We start from the raw sequence: 21754 nt of genomic DNA on the forward strand, positions 1-21754 counted from the left end.
ACGCATCACCCGCCGGCCGCCGGCGCCGCGGAGGGCGGCGGGCTCGGGGTGGGCGGGGCGGCATCACCGGCGGGCGGCGGCGGGCTCCCGGGTGCCACCGGGCTGGTCGTGGAGACCGGGCCGCCGGGGTCGGCCTGCGTGGGCGTGTCGTCGGTGCGGGGGACGTCCAGGCAGTCGACGAAGCTGACGAAGTCGGGTCCGTCGGTGCTGTCGGCGACCAGGAACGCGCTCACCGCGTGGCTGCGCAGCAGGCACATGTCGTAGCGGGCGACGGCCGACAGGGGATGCTGCCGGCCGTCGGTCCGGTATTCGTGGCGGCCCACCAACTGGCAGGAGTCGTAGCGGATCAACGGCCCTCGCGGCCCCACCGAGTAGCGGTGCGGGCGCACGTCGGCGGAGAAGTCCCGGAAGGCGTGCCCGGTGTCGTCGCAGTCGCTGAAGTGGATCGTTCCGCTCCTCCATTCGCTGTCGATGATCCGCACGTTCGGGTTGCGCACCTCGAACCGGATGTCCTGGGCGTGGAACCGCTGCACCGAGTCATGGTGCTGGGCGACGGGGAAGCGGAAGAACGTGCTGCTGACGCCGTACTCCTCGGTGCTCACCGGGCGGGTGCCGGTGATGATGTACGAGCCGCCCCGGCAGGTGATCGATCCGCCGTAGGGGAACTCGAGGAAGTTGCCCCACTCGTACTCGACCTTCATGTCGGTGAACCAGTAGTTGAGGAACTGGTCCTGGTCGTTGGCGTCCGCCTGCCCGCGCCGGGTCAGACCCGAGTACAGGAAGGCCCGGCGGTAGCTGCCGCCGACCCGGCACGCCTCCCACCGCATCTCCGAGTTGGTGTCCGTACCCTCCAGGGCGAGCCCGAACTCCCACTCCCCCATCCACTCGCACTCGGAGAACCGGTAGTCCTGCGCCTGCCCGGTGGAGTACGAGCTGAAGAAGGAGGCACCCGGTGTGGCCGAGCGGAACTGCATGCGCTCGAAGGAGACGTTCGACCAGATGTCCTCGTTTCGGCACAGATAGGAGCCCGGGCCGGCATTCGGGCGGAAGACGAGGGTGGTCATGCGCTTGCCCGCCCCGACGAAGCGCAGACCGTTGGCCGGCCGCAGCGGAGCGACTCCGTTCATCAGCGCGTTCGGATGCGTGATGAGGAACTCGCCGGCGGGAATCCAGATCACCGTGCGTCCGACGCCGCCGGAGACCTGGGTGGCGGCGAGACGGTAGGCACGCTCGAACGCCGCGCTGTCGTCGGTCCGTCCGTCGCCCACCGCGCCGAGCTGGGTCACATCGATCACTCGGAGCAGCGGGTCGCCGGAGGGACGCCCTCGCCAGGGTTCAAAGGGGCCGGCCGGTGGGGCGGGAGTGCCCTCCGGCCCCACGGCGGCGGATGCGCTGTGGGCTGTCAGGGCCGTCGCGGCCAGCACCGTCGCTCCGCCACGCAGAAGTTGACGACGACTGACACGAGACATGGAACCTCCCCTTTCTGCCATGATTGCCTTCTCTCTAACGTTTTGCCCCATAAAGGAGGATAATGTCAGAATTTACTGCGGTACTCAGACAGCTGTCGGCGGCACAGAAGCCCGCGAAGGGCGTGTCGCTCTACACCCTGTTCATCAACCGTCCGGCCGGTCGTGTACTGGCCGCGCTGGCCTACCGGGTGGGGGCGACGCCGAATCAGCTGACCGTGCTCGGCGCCCTGTTCACCTTCCCGGCCCTGGCCGCGGTGGCTCTGCTGCCACCCGGGCCGACGATGGCGGTCTGCGTCGGCGCGGCCCTGGCCGTGGGGTTCGCCCTGGACGCGGCCGACGGTCAGCTGGCGCGGGGTCAGCGCTCGGGGAGCCCGTCGGGCGAGTGGCTCGACCATGTCCTGGACTGCGTCAAGATCGTCGCCCTCCACCTGGTGGTGCTGGTGTCGTTCTACCGGTTCTTCTCCCTGCCCGGCCCGGAGTTTCTCCTGGCACCGATGCTGTTCCAGCTCGCGGCCGTGGTGATCTTCTTCGCCGGGATTCTGACGGACAAGCTCAAGCGGCGGACACCGGGTGATGTCCCGGCGCCGACTGGGCCGGTCCCAGCACTGAGATCCGTGCTGCTCCTCCCGGTCGACTACGGCCTGACCTGCGTCAGCTTCCTATTCCTGGGGAGTCAGGAGGTCTTCCTTTCGGTGTACTGCGCGCTGCTGCTCGCCCATGTCCTGTTCATGGCCGCCTTCCTGGTGAAGTGGTTCCGCGAGCTGCGCTGAGGGCATCTCCGTCGGCTCGTGCGCCGAGAGCAGCTGCAGGGCGCCGCGCAGCAGGGTGCTGGAGGTGTGCGCGGTGTACGGGAAGTAGACGACTTCGACACCGACCGGGGCGAAGCGGCGCTCGAGCTCTTCCCACTTGGGGGTTCCCCGCCAGTCGTCACCCTTGAAGATGACGTGGAAACCGACCCGCTTCCATGTCTTCAGCTTGTCGACGTCCGCCTCCACGACGGCCTCGTCCACGTAACGCACGCTACGGACGATGTCCAGGCGCTCGGCGAGCGGAACGACGGGCAGCCTGCCCTTCAGGCGTGCGGCAAGGTCGTCGGAGGTAACCCCCGCGACGAGACGGTCGCAGTGCCGGCGTGCCTCACGCAGGATGTTGAGGTGCCCGACGTGGAACAGGTCGTAGACGCCGGGGGCGAATCCGATGCGGGTCACCGCGTCTCACCCTTGGCCCGCTCCTCCGCCTTCGGCACGGTCACGCTCAGGGCGGCGGACTTGGGCGAGGTGTTCGTCCCGTCCGTCACCTCGATCGCGTACCGGTGGCTCGTGCCCGCGCCCACGGAGTCGGTGTAGCTCATCCGCGGACGGTCCCAGTAGGCGGACGACTTGGTCCGCCGTGCCACGAGCTTCCCGTCCCGGTAGATCCTGTACGTCAGCTCGGCGTCGTCCCGGTCCCATGAGGTGCGCCAGGCGAGGGTGACCCTGCCGGGGTCGGTGTCGGCCACCGAGAGGGCGGGAACCATCGGCGCTCCGGTGTCGCGGCTCCCGAAGCGGGTGAGGCCCTGCTGCGGTTTGTTGTTGACCGTGGTGAACTCGCCGCCCGCCCACAGGATGCCGCGTCCCACCTCCAGGGTGCGGGGACCCACGTGTTCGCCCAGTCCGTCGTTGGTGTCGGGGAACCAGTGCAGGATCCTGCGGTCGTTGAGCTGCTGGGCCAGCAGGTGCTGCCGGTCTCCCCTTTCGGGGAACCCTCCGGGCGTCTCGGCGCAGTCGTGCGCGTGTGAGGCGCTGTACAGGACGCCCTTGTAGGGCAGCAGGGCCTGGGTGGCGCCGCGGCAGGTGTCCCTCCACACAAGGGTGTTGTTCGTCAGCCGGCCGGCGATGCGGCCGTCGAAGATGCCCCGGCCGTGGCCCTCGGCGCCCACGTAGAAGCGGGTGCTGTCGCGCGCGATGGCCTTCACCGACGACTGGGACGGGAACCATCCAGGATAGGAGAGCACCGTCCCGCCGGTGGTGGGGTTCAGGGCGACCAGCGAACGGTCCTGGCGTCCGTTGACCGACTCGAAGTCGCCTCCGACGAAGACGCGCCCGTGCGAGGTCGCGGCCGACAGGGCGCGCACCGGGTGGTCGAGGTTCGCCGAGAAGGGCAGCAGGGAGCCCTTTGGGGAGATGGCGGCGACACGCTGCCTCACCTTGCCGTCGACGCGGCCGAAGTCACCGCCCAGGTACACCGCACTGTCCGTCACGTCGATGGCCCGCACGGTGGCGGACACCGCCGGGCGGAAGCTCTCGCGCAGCGAGCAGCCTGCGGTGTTGAGGGCGACCGCGCTGGCCACGCTGGTGGATCTGACGCGGTTGAAGGAACCGCCCACGTACAGCACGCGGCCGTCCGCCGAGGCCTTCATGGCCCGCACGGTGCGGCCCAGGCCGGTGAAGGACGGGGCACAGGGCAGCAGCTTGCCCGTCACCGCGTCGAAGGCGGCGAAGTTGTGGCGTTTCACCTCGCCCCGGCCGGGCTCGGCACCGGGTGGGCGGACCGAGTCGAAGGTGCCTCCGACGTAGACGACGCCGTTCGCGGAGGCCAGCGACCAGACGATGCCGTTCGTCTGCCAGGTGGCCAGCGGATCGGCGGTGAACGTCCCGTCGGCGGCAGCGACGGGGAAGGCTTCGAGCAGGGCCGTGGTGCAGACGAGGGCGGTGACAGCCGCCGTCGTGACCGATTTCGTGCGGAGCTTTCTCAGGCGCAAGGGACACCCCGGTGGCAGTTGTGGAAGTGATACGGAGGAGGTGACGCCGACAGGGTGAGCCCGGACGGTACGACCGTGTCTGGGCTCATGCAGCGCGTCGGCGCAGCACTCCGACCAGCTCGCTCACTCTCAGCGGCGTCCTATATCGCCACAAACTAGTAGCAAATACACATATTCCCAAGACCATTCCCACGGCGAGTCCTGTCGGTGTGTCACCTGCCAGCGCGCGGGAGGCCGCCAGGGCGACCGCGACGAACAGACCGGCGGCCAGGGCGTTCACGTAGCCGCGGCTCACGGAGGTGAAGCCGAGGCCCAGCCGGATGAGTACGGCCGCCGCGAGGTTCTCCACGATGATGGCCGCACCCCAGGACGCGGCGGCGCCGAGCACACCCCAGGCCGGCACGGCGAACACGCCGACGGCCAGCTGCACCGCGAACGCCGCGGCGGTGACGGCCAGGTGCCAGGAGCTGCGGCCGGCCATGAGGAGCACGGTCTGGGCGTTGCCGACCGCGACATTGACCATCGAGGCGGCGCACAGCAGCACCAGGGCGGGCGCACCGTCGACGAACTCCGGCCCGAAGACGGACAGAACGGTCCGCGGAAAGCCGGCGACGAGGAGGAACAGGGGCCAGGAGAAGAGCACGATCCAGCAGGTCGAGACGCGGTGCAGATCGTGCGCCTCGGCGGCCTTGTCGACGGCGAGCAGGCGGCTGATCTCCGGTGCGGAGGCGAGCCGGACGGCCAGCTGGATGAGGGCGCCCGCGGTGACGACGCGGCCGATCGCCGTGTAGACCCCCGCGTCGTCGGCCGTGGCCATGACCGACAGCAGGATGACGCCGACCCATACGGCACTGATGTCGAAGACGGAGGAGACCGCGCGGGGTGCGGCGAAACCCCAGAAGGTCCGCCAAGGCACGGACCCGGGTCCCGTGGTGTACGGCGTACCGTGGCCGGCGCGGCAGCGGCGCAGGGCGAACCAGGCGGCCACGGAGCCGGCCAGCGCGGGCAGCAGCCAGGCCGAGGCCAGGGCCAGCAGTCCGGGCGCGTAGCAGGCCACAGGGACGGCGATCAGCACGCGCAGCACCGGTTTGCCGATCTGCTCCACGCCGACGAACGGCACCACCGTGCCGTAGCCCCGGGTGGCGGCGAGCAGGATCGTGCCCACGGTGGCGGCGGGCAGGAAGAGTCCGAAGAGCCGGACCAGGGCGACGGCGTCCGCGGGGGGCAGGAGGGGCAGGAGCGTGGTGGCCACCGACGGGAACAGCAGCAGGGGCACGGCGGCCGTGGTGCCGGCCAGGGCCGCCGGCAGGGCGGCCGTGCGCAGCAGCGCCCCCACCGAGCGGCCGTCGTCGACGGCGAGGTCGCGCGGGACGAAGCGGACAAGCCCGGTGTCGGCACCGAGCTTGCAGGCGTTGCTGAGAATGGTGAACAGGGCGACGCCCGTGAAGATCGCTCCCGCTCCGTTCGCTCCGACGGCCCGGGTGATCAGGCCGACGAAGACGAAGGAGAAGACGGCGTTCGCGAGAGACCCCGCCATCCCCCACCAGCCGCCCCGTGCGGCCGCGGCCACCCCGCTCGGGGCGGTGGCCCCGGCGCGGCGGCGAGCGGTCGCTTCGGGTGCGGTCATCGGCGGGTGACGGTGAGCGTGCCGTCGTACAGGGGAAGGTCCATGGTCGAGGTGTCGACGGGCGACACGCGACCGTTCTTCCGGCGGCGGAACAGCGCGCGCAGGCGTCGGCGTGGGCGCCCGGCATCGAGGACCGCCCCCAGGAGGCGTCCGCCGGAGCAGCCGATCAGCTCCTGCACCTGCCGGAGGTCGTCGCGCCGGGTGCCGTCGAGGCCGGTGACCACGAGGATGCCGTCGACTCGCTGAGCGACCGCCAGCACGTCGGCGTGCTCGAGGAAGGGCCCCGTGACGACGACGGTGGAGGTGTCGGCCTCGGACCCCGTCCGGTCGGTCCCGGAGAGGGCGGCCCGGGTGTACGGGCCGGTGTGGCCGCCCGAGGAGAAGGTGAGGCGTCCGGTCACGTCGGCGTCGACGAGGACGCCGCTCTCGGAGCGGAACCCCTCCTTCAGGGCGGGGGCTTCGTACGGCAGCAGCGGCAGTCGTCCGGCCAGTCCGGAGGTGTCGGGGGCGGCGTCCACCAGCAGCACGTCGCCACCTTCCTCGGCGAGGGCCGCGGCCAGGTTGGCGCCGACCTCCTCGGCGGCGTCGGCACGCCGGGGGGCCACGACCAGGACGCTGCCGGGGCCGGCCGGGCTGCCGAGCTGCCGCAGACGGAAGGCCAGGGCCCGGTACGCCTCCGTGCGAGGACTGTTCGTGTGGCCGACCGTCAGCAGCGCGTCGTCGCCCCCGTCGTCCGAGGGCAGGAGGCCGAGCACCGGGGCGCCCAGGGCGGCCCGTACCTCACCCACCGACCGGACCCGGGTGTCCAGGGCGGAGCGCATCCAGGCCAGCACGATGCCGAGGAGGAGACCGCAGGCCAGTCCGACGGCGAGCAGGGTCTTCCGACCGGGGCCCACGGGCAGGGCGGGGGCCACGGCCCTGCGCACGATGTCACCGCCGTCGGTGTCGCGGGACTTGATGTCGAGGACCTTCTTCTGCAGGTTGTAGAGCTGGTTCTGCGCGGCGGGCTTCGCGGTCGCCCGCTCCAGCTGGTTCTGGGCCAGCCGCTGGTTCAGCACGGTGATCTGCTGCTCCAGGGCGCGGGTGGCCCGCAGCACCGTGGCGTCGTTGCGGCTCTTGCGGTCGGCGAGGTAGGCCTCGGCGAAGGCGTTGGCGCCGCGCGCCGCGCGCTGGGGCCCGCGGGCGGTGAACTCGAAGCGGAGTACCTGGGACTTCAGCGGATTGGTGACCCGCACCCGGGCGCCGAGCGTGCCGGCCTGGTTGTCGGGGCGACCCAGGAGCCGTGGCACGCGGTGGGAGACGGCCGCGCTGGCGGCGATCCGCTGCTCGGTGCTCATACTGACCTGGTTGTCGGCGGAGACGCCGACCGCGCCGAAGGGGTCGGTGGTGGAGCGCACGAGGACTTCGCTGGTGGCGGTGTAGGTGTGAGCTCGCTGCAGCGACAGCGCCAGCCCGCCGAGGAGTCCCAGGAGGATTCCCAGCGTGATCAGGACGCGGTGGCGCAGGAGTCGGCGCAGTTGGTCGCGTAGCTGGTCCGGCTCGTCGTACCGGTCGTCGATGGGGATGGGGCCGGTCACGGGTGCCCTCCTGTTCCGGGGATCGATGCATGACGGGTGGGTGCGGTCGGCGCCGCCGATGAGGGGAACCGGGATGTCCTGACGGTCGGGATGCTGATGAGCAGCGGGATGGCCAGCAGCAGGGTCAGTGGGCCCGCGATGCCGAGCAGGCTGCCGCGCAGGAAGACCATCTGGTAGAAGGCGAAGGCGGGGACCATGAGGGCGGCGACGGTGTCCGGCCGGTCGCGCAGCCGGTGGCGTACGTCGTCCGCACGCCGTCCGGCCGCGCCGAGCAGGAGGAACACGATGACCACCGCGTAGGGGCCGGCCCACAGGTAGCTCTCGATCCACAGGGGCGCGGAGAGGTTGAGGAAGTCGTACCCCGCGTACCTGGCCAGGGTGATGCCGGTGTCGTCGGGTTTCCCGGGCCACATCGAGCGCGGCACCGCGAACAGCGGGGGGCCGAGCGCGTCCTGCGGGGAGAACCCGTTCTCCCGGGCGTAGTCGAGTCCGGTCTGCACCTGCTGGAAGGCGTCGTAGTCGCCGTTGGTGGTGAACTGGTCGGCGAGGGAGACGACGGCGACGTCCTCCCGCTCGCTGTAGCGGAAGTAGTCGCTGTACGGGAAGACGAGCAGGAGCGCCGCGATGAGAGCGGCCGCCGCGATGCGGAAGGCACGGGGCCGGCACAGCCGGGGCGCGGTGAACAGCAGGGTCAGCAGGACCGTGCCGACCCAGAACCGCGGCTTGCTGATGGGGTTGTTGACAACGGCGTTCAGCGCGAGGAGCACCGGCAGCAGCAGCCAGCGGACGCCGCGCAGCCATCGGTCGCCGCCGGGCAGGCGGGGTACGCGCAGCAGGCCCAGCAGCGCCCAGAAGGCGGGCACGGACAGCGACCAGCTGAGCAGCACCTGCATGAAGCCGCCCTGCCCGTTGTCGGGGGCGCCGACCTCGGTGATGGCCTGACGACTTGTGAAGTACGCGCCGAGACGGCCGGGTTGGCCCGAGATCAGCAGCACCGCCAGGGCGAGGGCGAGCCCGCACAGTGCCAGCAGCCGCCAGGGGGAAAGACGCCGGGAGAGAAGTCGTTCCAGGAATCCCGGTGGAGCACAGGCCGCGCGGGCGTGGCCACGGCGGGCGGCGAGGGCCGTTCCGGCGCTGTAGGCGACGAGACCCAGTTCGACGACGGCCACCGCCTGGAAGGCGGTCACCTCGCTGGTCCGGTTGGGCCACGGGTAGGTGTCGGCGGCGAGCATCGCCAAGGGGGCCAGACCGAGCCAGATATAGACGAAGACCCAGAAGCCGAAGGCGATGAACCGCACGGTGCCCGCGGTGAGCACGCGGGCGAGCGCACCGCCGGTGTGCGCCACGACGACACCTTGCAGGGCCAGTGCGGCCGACAGGTGCACGCCGTCCGACTGGAGGATCAGCCCCGGCAGCAGGACGGTCAGCACCACGGCCCAGAGGGAAACCGCAGCCACACTGCGGACGCGAGCGTCCTGCATCCCGACCTCTCTGCCGAGTGAGCATTCTGGACGAAACATCATCGAACGATATATAGCGCGCTTAATTATCAAATCGTCCCAGGCGCGCACGAATCCTTGACTTCGGCGCCGCCACCTCGGCGAGAGAGCCATCGGGTGATCTTGTTCATCGGGCGGCGTGCCATTTACCCCAAATCATGACAAGTCTGCATAGCTTATCGCGCAGGTCCCCGCGCAGCCCGGTGATGGACCGGCGTCACGAGCAGCGGCGGGCCGGCTGACCTCAGATCAGATCTCCGGATTCCCAGAGGAGTTGCGCATGAGCAAGCGGGTCGACGTCGTCGTCGCTGGAGGCGGCGGATTCATCGGTGGCCATCTCGTGGGCGACCTGCTCGCCCAGGGGCTGACCGTCCGCTCCATCGACATCAAGCCCCGGCACGAGTGGTACCAGGTCCACGAGGACGCCGAGAACGTGATCGCCGACCTGTCGCTCCTGGACAGTGCTCGCGCGGGCGTCCGGGACGCCCGGCAGGTGTACATGCTCGCCGCCGACATGGGCGGCATGGGCTTCATCGAGAACAACAAGGCCGCCTGCATGATGTCGGTGCTGACCAGCACCCACATGCTCCAGGCGGCGCACGAGGCCGGCGTGGAGCGCTACTTCTACTCCTCGTCCGCCTGCGTCTACGCGGCCGACAAGCAGACCGACCCGAACGTCACCGCCTTGAAGGAGGAGGACGCCTATCCGGCGCTGCCGGAGGACGGCTACGGCTGGGAGAAGCTCTTCTCCGAGCGGATGTGCCGTCACTACGCCGAGGACCACGGGTTCGTCACCCGCGTCGCCCGCTACCACAACGTGTACGGCCCGCACGGCACCTGGACCGGCGGACGGGAGAAGGCTCCGGCCGCGGTGTGCCGGAAGGTGGCCGAGGCGGTCCTCTCCGGTGACCACCGGCTGCAGATCTGGGGCGACGGACAGCAGAGCCGCTCCTTCATGTACATCGACGACTGCCTCCACGGCAGCCAGATGATCATGCACGGGGACAGCGGTGTACCGGTCAACCTCGGATCGTCGGAACTGGTGACCATCAACCAGCTCGTCGACATCGTCGAGCGGATCGCCGGCGTCCGCTGCGAGCGCGCCCACCGGCTCGACGCCCCGCAGGGCGTGCGCGGGCGCAACTCCGACAACACCCTGATCCGCGAGATCTACGGATGGGAGCCGTCGGTCTCCCTCGTCGACGGTCTGGAGAAGACCTACGCGTGGGTCTACGACCAGGTCAAGCGCTCCCACCAGTGACACCCGACCGAGCACCAGGACACCACGACCCGATGAGGATCCTCGTCCACGACTACAGCGGCCACCCGTTCCAGGCCCAGCTCAGCCGGGAGCTGGCACGCCGCGGTCACGATGTCGTCCACTCCACGTGTACGGCCTACGTCTCCGGCAAGGGCAACCTCGCCGAAGACACCCCCGGCCTCCGCTTCGTCACCATCGGGGACAGCACCGCGCTCAGGAAGGAGGCGTACTTCCGCCGGCTCCACCAGGAGACCCTGCTGGGCCTCGAACTGGCCCGGCAGGTACGGCGCGAGAAGCCCGATGTGGTGATGCTGTCCAATCTGCCCATTCCGGTGCTGGTCGTGGCGGCGGCCGTGCTGAGGCGGCTGCGGATCCCCTGGGTGCTGTGGCACCAGGACGTGACCGCCGTCGCACTCAAGCGCTTCGCCGCCGCCGACGTCGCGAAGTCGATGGGCGTCGCCGCCACCATCTTCGGGGCGGGCGAGAAGTGGTCGGCGCGCCGGGCCTCGGCCATCGTGGTGATCGCCGAGTCATTCGTGCGGATCCACGAGCAGTGGGGCACCGCCGGCAAGGTCACCGTCATTCCCAACTGGGCACCGCTGGACGAGATCGTGCCGGTGGCCCGAGCCAACGCCTGGTCGGCCGAGCAGGGTCTGAGCGGAGTAAGGACCATGCTGTACTCCGGCACCCTGGGGCTGAAACACAATCCGGTCCTGCTGGTGCAGCTGGCCGAACGGTTGCGGGACCGCGGCGCTCCGGTGCGTCTCGTCGTCGTCAACGACGGTCCGGCCGTGCCCGTCCTCCGGGAGGCCGCGGCCGCCCGCGGCGTCGAGCTGACGTTGCTGCCCTTCCAACCCTACGAGCGGCTCCCCGAGGTCCTGGGCACCGGCGACCTCCTCGTTGTTCTCCTGGCGGCGGACGCCGGGGAGTTCTCCGTCCCGTCCAAGACACTGTCCTATCTGTGCGCCGGGCGTCCCGTGCTCGGCCTGATGCCCGCCGACAACCTGGCCGCGCAGCTGCTGCGCGAGGCGGGGTCGGCTGTCTTCCCGCCGGAGGAGTCCTCACTCGACGACGCCTCCGCCTGGGTCCAGGAGGTCCTGTCCGACCCGGCGCGTTCCGAAGCACTCGGCAAGGAGAGCCGCGCGCTGGCCGAACGGGAGTTCGCATTGGAGGACTGCGCCTCGCGCTTCGAGGACATCCTCCGGACGGCGAAGCGCCGCGCCGCACGCTGACCGGTCCGCCGCGGGAGTCCGCCGTTCTCCTCACGGACGGCGGCTCACCGGCGGGCCGCCTCCCCTGGTCGGTCGAAGCCGCCGGCCACCCAGGGCTCGCCGTCGATCCGGCGGGTCCGAGGTGGCCGGCAGCCGTCGCACCTGTGTCACCCCGCGCCCGGCCGGTCCTGGTAGATGCCCTCGAGCTGGTCCACGACGGCCCGGATGGAGAACACCTCGTCGATCGCGCGGCGACCCGCCTCGGCCAGTCGGCTGCGCAGCTGTTCGTCGACGAGGAGCGCGGCCACCGCATCGGCCAGGGCCTCCGGGCTGCCGTCGGTCACCAGCGCCGCCTGTCCGCGCTCCAGTTCGGCCGCGATGCCGCTGCTGTCCGTGCACACGACCGGTGTTCCCTCGGCCAGTGCCTCCAGGACCGTCATCGGGAACGGCTCGTGCACGCTCGGCAGGACGTACACGGCGGCTCTCCGGTAGGCCTCGAGCGCCGCGGAGTGCTCCAGCGCGCCGCCGTAGGAGACCACATCCGTCAGCCCGCGGTCCATCACGAGCCCGTTCACCGCCGCGAGGGATCCCTCGTCCGCTCCGTACAGCGTGAAGCGTGCCTCGGGGATCTCCTTGTGGACCAGGGCGGCCATCTCGACGAACGCCTCGGGGCGCTTGCGCGGGTGCAGCCGGGCGAGGAAGATCACCTGGTTGTCGTCCCTCGGCCGAGTGCCCGGCCGCTCGCCGGACGTGCGCAGGCCGTTGGGCAGTGACACCAGCGGTGGCCCGTCCGGGCCCAGCACCTCGGTCAGTGCCCGTCGCTCCCGCTCGGTGAGCACCAGGCAGCAGCGTGCCCGGCGCAGCAGGGGCACGTACAGACTGTCGAACACCCGCGCGACGAGACCTGTGCGGGGCTCGACCATGCCGTGCGTCTGGGTGACGAAGTCCGTGCGCCGGAGCCGGGCGACGGCGAGCCCGGCGAGGGAAACGAGGTCCCGTCCCGCATGAAGGTGAACGGTGTCGGCGCGCCCCATGGCCCGCCACAGGTCCCACAGCAGCAGGGGATGCGCGAGTCCGAGGCACCCTCGGCCCGGGACGAGGCGCCGTGCCGGGCGGGAGACGAAACGGACGGTTCCGACACGCTCCGAAGCGCGGGCCCTGCCCCGCCACAGCGACACCAGCGTGACGTCGTGACCGCGGGCGGCGCATTCCTCGAGCTGGGCGACGGCCACGCTCGTCGGACCGCCGAAGGCCCCGTCGTCGCTGACGAGCGTGACCACATGGACCAGTCTCATGCCGTGACTCCCTTCGCTGATACGGCCGGGGCCGCTCCCGGCGTACCGCTCGCCGTCAGGACCGAGCCGGGCGCCAGGTCCCGGTGCGCGACGGCACCGGCCCCCACCACCGCGTCCCGGCCGACAGTGACGCCGCGCAGCACGACGGCGCGGGCCGCAACCCAGCCGCCCGGCTCCAGCCGGATGGGGCCGTTGTCGAACTCGAAGGTGGCGGAACGACGGAGATGGCTGCCCGTGCACAGCAGCGCACTCTGGGAGACGCAGCAGTCCTGGCCGATCGTCACCGGTTCCAGGTTGAGGATCCAGGCGTCCTCGCCGATCCACACGTCGTCGCCGATGTCCAGCTTCCACGGCCAGTGCACGCGCACCCCGCGCCGGATCAGCACCCGCTCTCCGACACGGGCGCCGAAGGCACGCAGCAGTACCGGCCGCCACCGGGCCGGGAACCACCATTTGACGAAGAGCAGATGGAGAGCCGCGAACCAGGCCGCCTGGACCAGCAGGGGGCGGCCTTTCTCGTAGCCGGCACCGGTGAAGCCGCGCAGGGTTCGCGCCACGACCGCCCGGTACGCCGTCTCCCCTGCCGCGTCACCCGCGGGCGGGGCGGCTCCGGGCGGTGCGACTGCGGGCTCTGCTGCTTCGGGCTGTGCGGCCGCGGGCTGTGCGGCTGTGGTCTTTGCCATGACGGTGTCCCTTCCGGGGGCCCAAGACGTCCACGTCCGCGATCCTTCACGGCCCCGGGGACGGAGCACCTTCGATCACCGCGTGTTGGCGGCAGACCTGCCTGGATGGAGGACCGCCCGTGGGGCGTGCCGGTCCGGCCGACGGCACGCCCCACGGGACCACACTCCTGTTCAGTAGGCGCCTTGGCCGTCCAGCACCGCGCGCACGGTACGGGCCATGACGTTCATGTCCCCGGTCAGCGACCAGTTGTCGACGTAACGCAGGTCGAGTGCGACCGTTTCACGCCAGGACAGGTCGGACCGGCCGCTCACCTGCCACAGCCCGGTCAGGCCCGGTTTGACACTGAGCCGACGCATCTCGATCCCGTTGTACTTGACGACCTCCTCGGGCAACGGGGGACGTGGACCGACCAGGGACATGTGGCCGAAGAGGATGTTGAACAACTGGGGCAGTTCGTCCAGCGAGTAACGCCGCAGGATCCGGCCGACCGGGGTGACCCGGGGGTCCCGCCGCATCTTGAACATGTGCCCGTCGTTCTCGTTCTCCGCCTCCAGACCGCTCTTGAGCCGGTCCGCGCCGACCACCATGGTGCGGAACTTCCACATGGCGAACTGCCGCATGTTCCAGCCGACCCGGGTCTGGCGGTAGACGACCGGACCCGGCGAGCCGAGCCGGACGGCCAGCGCCAGCACGAGCAGCAGGGGTGAGAGCAGGAGGAGCAGCACCAGGGCGCCCACCCGGTCCAGCGCGGCCTTCGCCACGGTGTGCGCGCCGCGCTGCAGCGGTGGTGCGATGTGCAGCAGGGTGAGTCCGGCCGCCGAGGTCAGCCGCATCCGCCGGCGTGCCACGTCCACGACGCCGGGCAGCACCATGAGGGAGCGGCCCCTGTCGTGCAGCATCCAGGACAGCCGGCGCACCCGGTCGCCCGACATGTGCCGGCCCGGCGCCACGAAGATCAGGTCGGCCGCGAGTTTGTCGGCCGCCCCGAGCACGGCCGCGGCGTCCTCCTCGGGCGTCTCGGGCTCCTCGCAGGGCAGCCGCACGCACACCTGCACCCCGGAGCGCACGTCGCCCTCTCCCACCGGGCAGGAGCCGACGATCACGTACTCGTGATCCGTCCGCTGGGAGAGCTGCTCCACCACCGCGTCGACCGTCGGTGGTTCGCCGACGATCACCACGTGACGCAGGGCGCGGGCCTCCCGGCGGGCGGCCAGCAGGTGACGGTGAATCATCTTCTGACAGACCCCCGTGACGACCAGCGCGGGGATCAGTGCCGTGAACGCCTCGGCGGGCACGCTGTCCAGTCCGCAGACCACACGAAGCGTCGCCAGGGCGCCGACCAGGACCAGCCAGTCCCGTATGACGGCCCGGAGGCCGCCTCCGTCGCCCCAGGCCGAGGGCGTGTTGCGCTTACTCACCAGCCCGATCAGCGGCCACAGCAGGGCTGCGGTGGCCGCCAGGCGCAGCGGGTGCGGTTCTTCGACCTCCACGAACGTCGCAGCGACCGGCAGGGCCGCGGCAAGAAGGTCCACACAGACCGAGAAGGGGCGATACCACTGCGCCCACGTTTCCTCACGGTGGACGGGGCGGCGCGCCACGGTAGTCGGCGCCTGTCGGGACATCGCGATTCTGAACCGCCGCATGGTCTCCTCTCAACCCCTGATCGGCAGATCTCGGGCACAGCCGCGTGAACCACCACGCGTGCGGTCCCATCTCCTGACGTGATTCTTATATCATCAGATGGGTTGGCATATCGTACTTTTATCCCCTCCTGTGTGTCCGGGACGCCTCGCGCTCCGCCGCTGCTTGGGGCACGGTGGAGTGACGCGCCCCACACACCGGACACAGGTGACGCCACGCCGCCGTCACCGCGGAGAGGAGCCCCGCATGTCGAACCACACCTATCGGGTCACGGAGATCGTCGGCACCTCGCACGAGGGGGTCGACCAGGCCGTCCGCAACGGCATCACCCGCGCCTCGCAGACCCTCCGCAACCTCGACTGGTTCGAGATCACGCAGGTCAGGGGCCAGATCGTGGACGGGCAGGTCGAGCACTACCAGGTCGGGCTGAAGGTCGGTTTCCGGTTGGAGGACGGCGAGTAACCGTAGTGGGCGACCTCCGCAGGTCCGGCCCCCACCCTCCCTCGCATCCTTCGGCGCGCCGAACTCGGCCGTGCAGCGGGCCCGTACGACGCTGAAGCCGGCCCGTTCCGCGTCCTGGCAGACGAGTTCGTCGTCCACCAGGACGCGGAGCGCGCGGCCCTGGTCCAGTCGGATCCGGATCTCCGGCCCACGGCTCTGAGGTGGCCCGCGCCTGCCGGTTCAGGGGCGGGGCGAGGTGCCCAGGAACCGCTGGAGACGAGAACCGCAGCGTTCGCGTATCTGATCGCTCGCAGTCCCAGGCTCACGACCTATCACCCGGTCCAGTCGGCCGACCCGGCAACCTCCACGGCGCCGGCGGCCACTCCTTGGCGACAGAGCCGAGGCAGAGGCGGGAGCCGTACATGCGCAACGCAGCGATCCGGACGGGAACGGCGGTCCTGGGCACCGCGTTAATGACAGCGGGGATGCTCGTGGGCGCCGCCGAGGGGGCGAGTGCCGCGACGACCCTCGTCGTGGCGACAGGTGGCGACGACTCGGCGCCGGGCACGCCCGCGCACCCCCTGAGGACCATCCAGAAGGCCGTCGACCTGGCGAAGCCGGGCGACACGATCACCGTACACGGGGGCACCTACGCGCTCACCGACAACATCACCATCGCCACCTCCGGCACCGCGTCCCAGCCCATCACCCTGGGCGGCTACCCGGGCGAACGGGTCGTGATCGACGGGGAGCGACTGCCGGCGAGCCACACGCCGGTCGGCGGCAGCATCCCGCGTGCCGAGCGCGGCGCGATCCACCAGGAGGCCTCCTACTGGCGGATCTCGGGGCTGGAGATCGTGAACGGGCCGTACGGCGTGTACTGCGACGGCTGCGACAACAACGTCTTCGCCCGCCTGATCACCCACGACAACTACGAATCCGGTTTCCAGCTCCAGGGCGCCTCCGCCCACAACCAGATCCTGGACCTGGACAGTTACGGCAACCGCGACCCGCGCAAGAACGGCGAGAGCGCGGACGGGCTGGCCGTCAAGGAGGGCAGCGGGACCGGCAACGTCGTGCGGGGCGCGCGGCTGTGGAACAACGTCGACGACGGCTTCGACGCCTGGAAGTTCACCTCGCCGATCACGATCGAGAACACCATCGCGTACGGCAACGGCGTCAACCGCTGGAACTTCCCCGACTTCGCGGGCGACGGCAACGGCTTCAAGCTCGGCGGCGGCACACCGGCGCCCGCCGCGGCGCACGTCCTGCGCAACACGGCCGCGTTCAGGAACGCGGCGCACGGCATGACCGACAACGGCAATCCGGGCGCGATCGCCATCAGCCGCAGTACCGCGTACGGGAATGCGGGCACCGGCTTCGATGTCGACGTCTCCGGGGGACGCGCGACCCTCACCGCCGATCTATCGGTGGCCGCCGGACGTGCCGTCGCTCTCGGGTCCGCCACCGTGTCCACCGGCAACTCCTGGGATCTGGGCGGCACTTGGAACGCCGCGTCGGTACTGAGCACCGACCCCGCGGCCATCACCGGCTCGCGTCGGGCGGACGGTTCGCTGCCCGCCGCTCCCAACTTCCTTGTGCCGCGCGCCGGTACGAACATCGGGGCCCGTTTCTAGGCGATCTTCGGCGGGTGTATCGGGGGGCGTATCGGTGGCGTGAGCGATCAACCGGAATTCAACCTGTCGGAAACATTGACTCGCTCACGCCCCATACCTATCTTTCGGTCGAACCTCCGTACACCGTTCCATATATCGAACAATGTCGGCCCGGGAACAGGCCGCCGAAGGAGACGCGCCGTGGACCGCACCCGCAGCAGCTCGACCAGCCGACGCACGCTCCTCAAGGCCTGCACGGCCCTGGTCGTGGCCGTGACCGTGCCCGTCGCCGTGGGCACCCCGGTGTTCGCCGCCGTCCCGGCCTCCCCGGCCGTCACCTTCACCAACCCGATCGCCGCGCAGCGCGCCGACCCGCACATCTACAAGCACACCGACGGCTACTACTACTTCACCGCCACGGTCCCCGCGTACGACAAGATCGTGCTGCGCCGGGCCACCACGCTCCAGGGTCTGGCGTCGGCCGCCGAGACGACCATCTGGACCAAGCACGCCAGCGGTGAGATGGGCGCCCACATCTGGGCTCCGGAGATCCACTACATCGACGGCAAGTGGTACATCTACTTCGCGGCCGGCGCCTCCAACGACATCTGGAAGATCCGCCCGTACGTCCTGGAGACCTCGGCCGCCAACCCGATCACCGGGACCTGGACCGAGAAGGGCCGCATCGCCCTGCCGCTGGACACGTTCTCGCTCGACGCGACGACCTTCGTGGTGAACGGGACGCGCTATCTGAGCTGGGCGCAGAACGACCCGGCGGTCGGCGACGGCACCAACCTCTACCTCGCGAAGATGTCCAACCCCTGGACGATCAGCGGCACTCCGGCGATGATCTCCCGGCCCACGCTGTCCTGGGAGATCATCGGGCACACGGTGAACGAGGGACCGTCGGTCATCCAGCGGAACGGCAAGGTCTTCATGGCCTTCTCGGCCAGCGCCACCGACGCCAACTACTGCCTGGGCCTGCTCACCGCGTCCGCCTCCGCCGATCTGCTCAACCCGGCTTCCTGGACGAAGACTTCGACGCCGGTGTTCACGAGCAACGCCTCGACCGGGCAGTACGGGCCGGGCCACAACACGTTCACGGTCTCCGAGGACGGCAAGTCCGACGTCCTCGTCTACCACGACCGCAACTACAAGGACATCAGCGGCGATCCGCTCAACGACCCCAACCGGCGCACCCGTTACCAGAAGCTGTACTGGAACGCCGACGGCACCCCGAACTTCGGCATCCCGGTCTCCGACGGTGTCACCCCGGTCCGCTTCTCGTCGTTCAACTACCCGGACCGGTACATCCGGCACTGGGAGTACCGGGCGAAGATCGAGGCGAACGTCACCAACCTCGCCGACTCGCAGTTCCGGATCGTCACCGGGCTGACCGGCTCCGGGACCGTCTCGCTGGAGTCGGCGAACTTCCCCGGCTACTACCTCCGGCACAAGAACTACGAGCTGTGGGTGGAGAAGAACGACGGCACGGCCACCTTCCTGGCCGACGCCTCCTTCACCCGCCGGGCGGGCCTCGCCGACGCGGCCGGGGTGTCCTTCGAGTCGTACAACTTCCCGGGCCGTTTCATCCGGCACTACAACAGCCTGCTCCAGCTCCAGCCGCTCAGCACCTCCCTGGACCAGCAGGACGCGACCTACTACGCCGAGTAGAGCCCAGGTCAGACACGTCGGACACCTCAGAGACGAGGCATATGTGACCCCCCATCCGTCGAGACGGTTCCTGCTCCAGAGCGCGGTTCTCGCCGCGGCCGCACCCGCGTTCGCCTACGCGGCCTCCGGCCGGGCCGCCGCCGCTGCCCTGCCCGCGCCGTCCGCCTGGACACTCCGCCCGTTCGAGCTGAAGGAGGTCTCGCTCGGCTCGGGCGTCTTCGCGAGCAAGCGCCAGCTGATGCTGGACCACGGGCGCGGCTACGACGTCAACCGGCTACTCCAGGTCTTCCGGGCGAACGCCGGACTCTCCACAGGCGGCGCGGTCGCGCCCGGTGGCTGGGAGGGCCTGGACGGCGAGGCCAACGGCAACCTGCGCGGCCACTACACCGGGCACTTCCTCAGCATGCTGTCGCAGGCCTACGCGAGCACCGGCGACCAGGCCTACGCCACCAAGATCGGGACGATGGTCGGCGCGCTGACCGACGTACGCGCGGCGCTGCGCACCGACCCGCGCATGCTCACCGTCACCGGGAGGTGGGGCGGCGCGCACGAGAACGTCCGGGGCTCCTACCAGTACGTCGACCTCCCGGCGGCCGTGCTGGGCGGTGCCGCGGCGATCACCCTGTCGATCTGGGTCAAGCCCACGCACGACGCCAACTGGCAGCGGGTCTTCGACTTCGGCAACAACACCACCCGGTACATGTACCTGGCCTCCCGCAACGCGAGCGGCGTGCCGCGCTTCGCCATCACCACCAACGGCGCCGGCGCCGAACAGGGCCTCAACGGCACCGCCGCGCTCCCGCTGAACCAGTGGAGCCACCTCGCGGTGACCATCTCCGGCACCACGGGCACCCTCTACGTCAACGGGACCGCCGTCGCGACGAACACCGCGATGACCGTCAACCCGTCCGTCCTGGGCACCCTGACGAACAACTGGCTCGGCCGCTCCAACTACTCCGGCGACCCCGTCTTCGCGGGCGCCTTCGACGAGTTCAACGTCTACTCGCGCGCCCTGACCGCCGCCGACATCACCTCGCTCCAGAGCAACGAGGCCAAGAACTCCTCCGCGGGGCTCGGCAATCTCGCCTCGTACTACTTCTCCGCCACCACCGGCTCCACCTTCGGCGACGCCTCCGGGCGCGGACTGACCGCCACCCTGCGCCGCACCTGGGGCGGCCCGAGCCACCAGAGCTTCCTCGCCGCCTACCCGGAGACGCAGTTCATCGCCCTGGAGTCGATGACCAGCGGCGACTACACGAAGGTGTGGGCGCCCTACTACACGGCGCACAAGATCCTCAAGGGTCTGCTGGACGCCTATCTCGCCACGGACGACGCCCGGGCGCTGGACCTCGCGTCGGGCATGTGCGACTGGATGTACTCCCGGCTGTCCAAGCTGCCCGACGCCACCCTGCAGCGGATGTGGGGGATCTTCTCCAGCGGTGAGTTCGGCGGGATCGTCGAGACGATCGTCGACCTGTACACGATCACCGGCAAGGCCGAACACCTCGCCCTGGCCAAGCTGTTCGACCTCGACACGCTCATCGACGCGTGCGCGGCGAACAACGACATCCTCGACGGCCTGCACGCCAACCAGCACATCCCGATCTTCACCGGATACGTCCGGCTGTACGACGCGACGGGCGAGGCCCGCTATCTGACCGCCGCGAAGAACTTCTGGGGCATGGTGATCCCGCAGCGCATGTACGGGATCGGCGGCACCAGCACGGCCGAGTTCTGGAAGGCGCGCGGGGTGATCGCGGGGACGATCAGCGACACCACCGCCGAGACCTGCTGCGCCCACAACCTGCTCAAGCTGAGCCGGATGCTGTTCTTCCACGAGCAGGACCCGAAGTACATGGACTACTACGAACGGGCGCTCTACAACCAGGTGCTCGGCTCCAAGCAGGACAAGGCCGACGCCGAGAAGCCGCTCGTCACGTACTTCATCGGGCTCACCCCCGGACATGTGCGCGACTACACGCCCAAGCAGGGCACCACCTGCTGCGAGGGCACGGGCATGGAGAGCGCCACCAAGTACCAGGACTCGGTGTACTTCAAGTCGGCCGACGGCGCCTCCTTGTACGTCAACCTGTACAGCCCCTCGACCCTGACCTGGGCCGAGAAGGGCGTCACGGTCACCCAGACCACCGCGTATCCGCAGGAGCAGGGCACCACGCTCACGTTCGGAGGCGGCAGCGCGGCCTTCGCGCTGCGGCTGCGGGTGCCGGTCTGGGCGACGGCCGGGTTCCAGGTGACGGTCAACGGGCAGGCGGTGAGCGGGACCCCGGTCGCCGGGAGCTACTTCGCGGTGTCGCGGACCTGGCGCGCCGGGGATGTCGTACGGATCAGCGTGCCGTTCCGGCTGCGGGTCGAGAAGGCGCTCGACGACCCGTCGCTCCAGACCCTGTTCTACGGTCCGGTCAACCTGGTCGCCCGGAGCACGAGCACCAGCTACCTCTCCTTCGGGCTGTACCGCAACGCGGCCCTCTCCGGCGATCTGCTGCCGTCCCTCACCCCGGTGAGCGGCAAGCCGCTGCACTACACGCTCAACGGCACCGAGTTCGCCCCCTTCTCCGAGGGGACCGAGGACCCGACGCACGCCTATGTCCGGCGGGCCGAGCCGACGGTCGTGTTCGGGACCGTGTCCTCCGGGGTCGCCAATCCGGCGAAGGCCGACGGCACCACGCTGCTCGACGAGATCTGGGCCGGGGCGCCCTTCGCGAACAAGGCGGCGCTGGTCTCCCGGGTGCAGTCGACGACGGCGGCCTGGGTGACGGCGGGGCTGCTCACGCAGGCGAACGCGAACACGGTCGTGAGTACGGCGCAGGCGGCGTCGTACGTGTCCTGACCGCCGTACGTCTCGTGATCGTCGCGGGCGGTACCCCTACCCGAGGGGTACCGCCCGTCGGCCGCAGGAACGACCGGTGAGGGCCGTGTACTGCGTTCTCAGTAGTCGCGATTGTCGACAGGTGCACGACGACGGGAGGGGGTCGGTACCGGGAGCCTTGGCAGGTACCCG

15 protein-coding genes and 1 pseudogene are annotated in these 21754 nt (G+C 70.2%); 7 read left to right on the forward strand and 9 right to left on the reverse strand.

Going from position 1 to position 21754, the window contains the following annotated elements; translation table 11 throughout:
* Nucleotides 1–5: 5 nt before the first annotated feature.
* A complete protein-coding gene (locus ACWCRB_RS00190) occupies nucleotides 6–1469 on the reverse strand; it encodes a glycosyl hydrolase family 28-related protein (RefSeq protein WP_450993828.1) in 1464 nt (487 codons plus the stop codon).
* Nucleotides 1470–1531: 62 nt separating this feature from the next.
* On the opposite strand from ACWCRB_RS00190, the gene ACWCRB_RS00195 reads away from it, so the two are divergent.
* Nucleotides 1532–2239, forward strand: coding sequence for a CDP-alcohol phosphatidyltransferase family protein (locus ACWCRB_RS00195; protein ID WP_450405606.1), 708 nt, complete (start codon nucleotides 1532–1534; stop codon nucleotides 2237–2239).
* A 27-nt stretch (nucleotides 2240–2266) separates the two neighbouring features.
* On the opposite strand, the pseudogene ACWCRB_RS00200 reads toward ACWCRB_RS00195, so the two are convergent.
* The 5 genes and pseudogenes from ACWCRB_RS00200 to ACWCRB_RS00220 all read right to left on the reverse strand — a co-directional run.
* Nucleotides 2267–2677, reverse strand: a pseudogene (locus tag ACWCRB_RS00200) (adenylyltransferase/cytidyltransferase family protein); the annotation flags it as partial.
* Nucleotides 2674–4209: a fibronectin type III domain-containing protein gene (locus ACWCRB_RS00205; RefSeq protein ID WP_450993829.1), complete on the reverse strand. Its 1536-nt coding sequence runs from the start codon at nucleotides 4207–4209 to the stop codon at nucleotides 2674–2676. The pseudogene ACWCRB_RS00200 and the gene ACWCRB_RS00205, both read right to left, overlap by 4 nt.
* Nucleotides 4210–4294: 85 nt before the next feature.
* Nucleotides 4295–5836: a lipopolysaccharide biosynthesis protein gene (locus ACWCRB_RS00210; RefSeq protein WP_450993830.1), complete on the reverse strand. Its 1542-nt coding sequence runs from the start codon at nucleotides 5834–5836 to the stop codon at nucleotides 4295–4297.
* Nucleotides 5833–7413, reverse strand: coding sequence for a hypothetical protein (locus ACWCRB_RS00215; RefSeq protein WP_450993831.1), 1581 nt, complete (start codon nucleotides 7411–7413; stop codon nucleotides 5833–5835). The genes ACWCRB_RS00210 and ACWCRB_RS00215 overlap by 4 nt, the downstream gene beginning before the upstream one ends.
* Entirely contained in the window at nucleotides 7410–8894 is a 1485-nt protein-coding gene (locus tag ACWCRB_RS00220) for a hypothetical protein (RefSeq protein WP_450993832.1), read from the reverse strand. The genes ACWCRB_RS00215 and ACWCRB_RS00220 overlap by 4 nt, the downstream gene beginning before the upstream one ends.
* A 298-nt stretch (nucleotides 8895–9192) precedes the next feature.
* On the opposite strand from ACWCRB_RS00220, the gene ACWCRB_RS00225 reads away from it, so the two are divergent.
* The gene (locus ACWCRB_RS00225; protein ID WP_450405593.1) at nucleotides 9193–10173 is read left to right on the forward strand and encodes an NAD-dependent epimerase/dehydratase family protein; all 981 of its coding nucleotides are present in this window, start codon (nucleotides 9193–9195) and stop codon (nucleotides 10171–10173) included.
* A gap of 32 nt (nucleotides 10174–10205) precedes the next feature.
* Nucleotides 10206–11405 (forward strand): glycosyltransferase family 4 protein, encoded by a 1200-nt coding sequence (locus ACWCRB_RS00230; RefSeq protein ID WP_450993833.1) that lies wholly within the window; start codon nucleotides 10206–10208, stop codon nucleotides 11403–11405.
* Nucleotides 11406–11551: 146 nt separating this feature from the next.
* On the opposite strand, the gene ACWCRB_RS00235 is transcribed toward ACWCRB_RS00230, so the two are convergent.
* From ACWCRB_RS00235 to ACWCRB_RS00245, 3 genes are all read right to left on the reverse strand, one after another.
* The gene (locus tag ACWCRB_RS00235) at nucleotides 11552–12679 is read right to left on the reverse strand and encodes a glycosyltransferase (RefSeq protein WP_450993834.1); all 1128 of its coding nucleotides are present in this window, start codon (nucleotides 12677–12679) and stop codon (nucleotides 11552–11554) included.
* Complete coding sequence (locus ACWCRB_RS00240) at nucleotides 12676–13362, reverse strand: DapH/DapD/GlmU-related protein (protein WP_450993835.1); 687 nt, start codon at nucleotides 13360–13362, stop codon at nucleotides 12676–12678. The genes ACWCRB_RS00235 and ACWCRB_RS00240 overlap by 4 nt, the downstream gene beginning before the upstream one ends.
* A 171-nt stretch (nucleotides 13363–13533) precedes the next feature.
* Nucleotides 13534–15006: an exopolysaccharide biosynthesis polyprenyl glycosylphosphotransferase gene (locus ACWCRB_RS00245; protein ID WP_450993836.1), complete on the reverse strand. Its 1473-nt coding sequence runs from the start codon at nucleotides 15004–15006 to the stop codon at nucleotides 13534–13536.
* Nucleotides 15007–15250: 244 nt separating this feature from the next.
* Here ACWCRB_RS00245 and ACWCRB_RS00250 point away from each other — a divergent pair, with 244 nt between their 5' ends.
* From ACWCRB_RS00250 to ACWCRB_RS00265, 4 genes are all read left to right on the forward strand, one after another.
* On the forward strand, nucleotides 15251–15466 hold the full coding sequence (locus ACWCRB_RS00250) for a dodecin (RefSeq protein ID WP_369032224.1): 216 nt from the start codon (nucleotides 15251–15253) through the stop codon (nucleotides 15464–15466).
* A 401-nt stretch (nucleotides 15467–15867) separates the two neighbouring features.
* On the forward strand, nucleotides 15868–17082 hold the full coding sequence (locus ACWCRB_RS00255) for a right-handed parallel beta-helix repeat-containing protein (RefSeq protein WP_450993837.1): 1215 nt from the start codon (nucleotides 15868–15870) through the stop codon (nucleotides 17080–17082).
* A gap of 240 nt (nucleotides 17083–17322) precedes the next feature.
* Complete coding sequence (locus ACWCRB_RS00260) at nucleotides 17323–18735, forward strand: family 43 glycosylhydrolase (RefSeq protein WP_450994052.1); 1413 nt, start codon at nucleotides 17323–17325, stop codon at nucleotides 18733–18735.
* A gap of 43 nt (nucleotides 18736–18778) precedes the next feature.
* Nucleotides 18779–21583 carry a beta-L-arabinofuranosidase domain-containing protein gene (locus ACWCRB_RS00265; RefSeq protein WP_450993838.1) on the forward strand — a complete coding sequence of 935 codons (2805 nt, stop codon included), beginning with the start codon at nucleotides 18779–18781 and terminating at the stop codon, nucleotides 21581–21583.
* The last annotated feature ends 171 nt before the right edge of the window (nucleotides 21584–21754 follow it).

This window comes from Streptomyces sp. NPDC002156 (assembly GCF_053593675.1).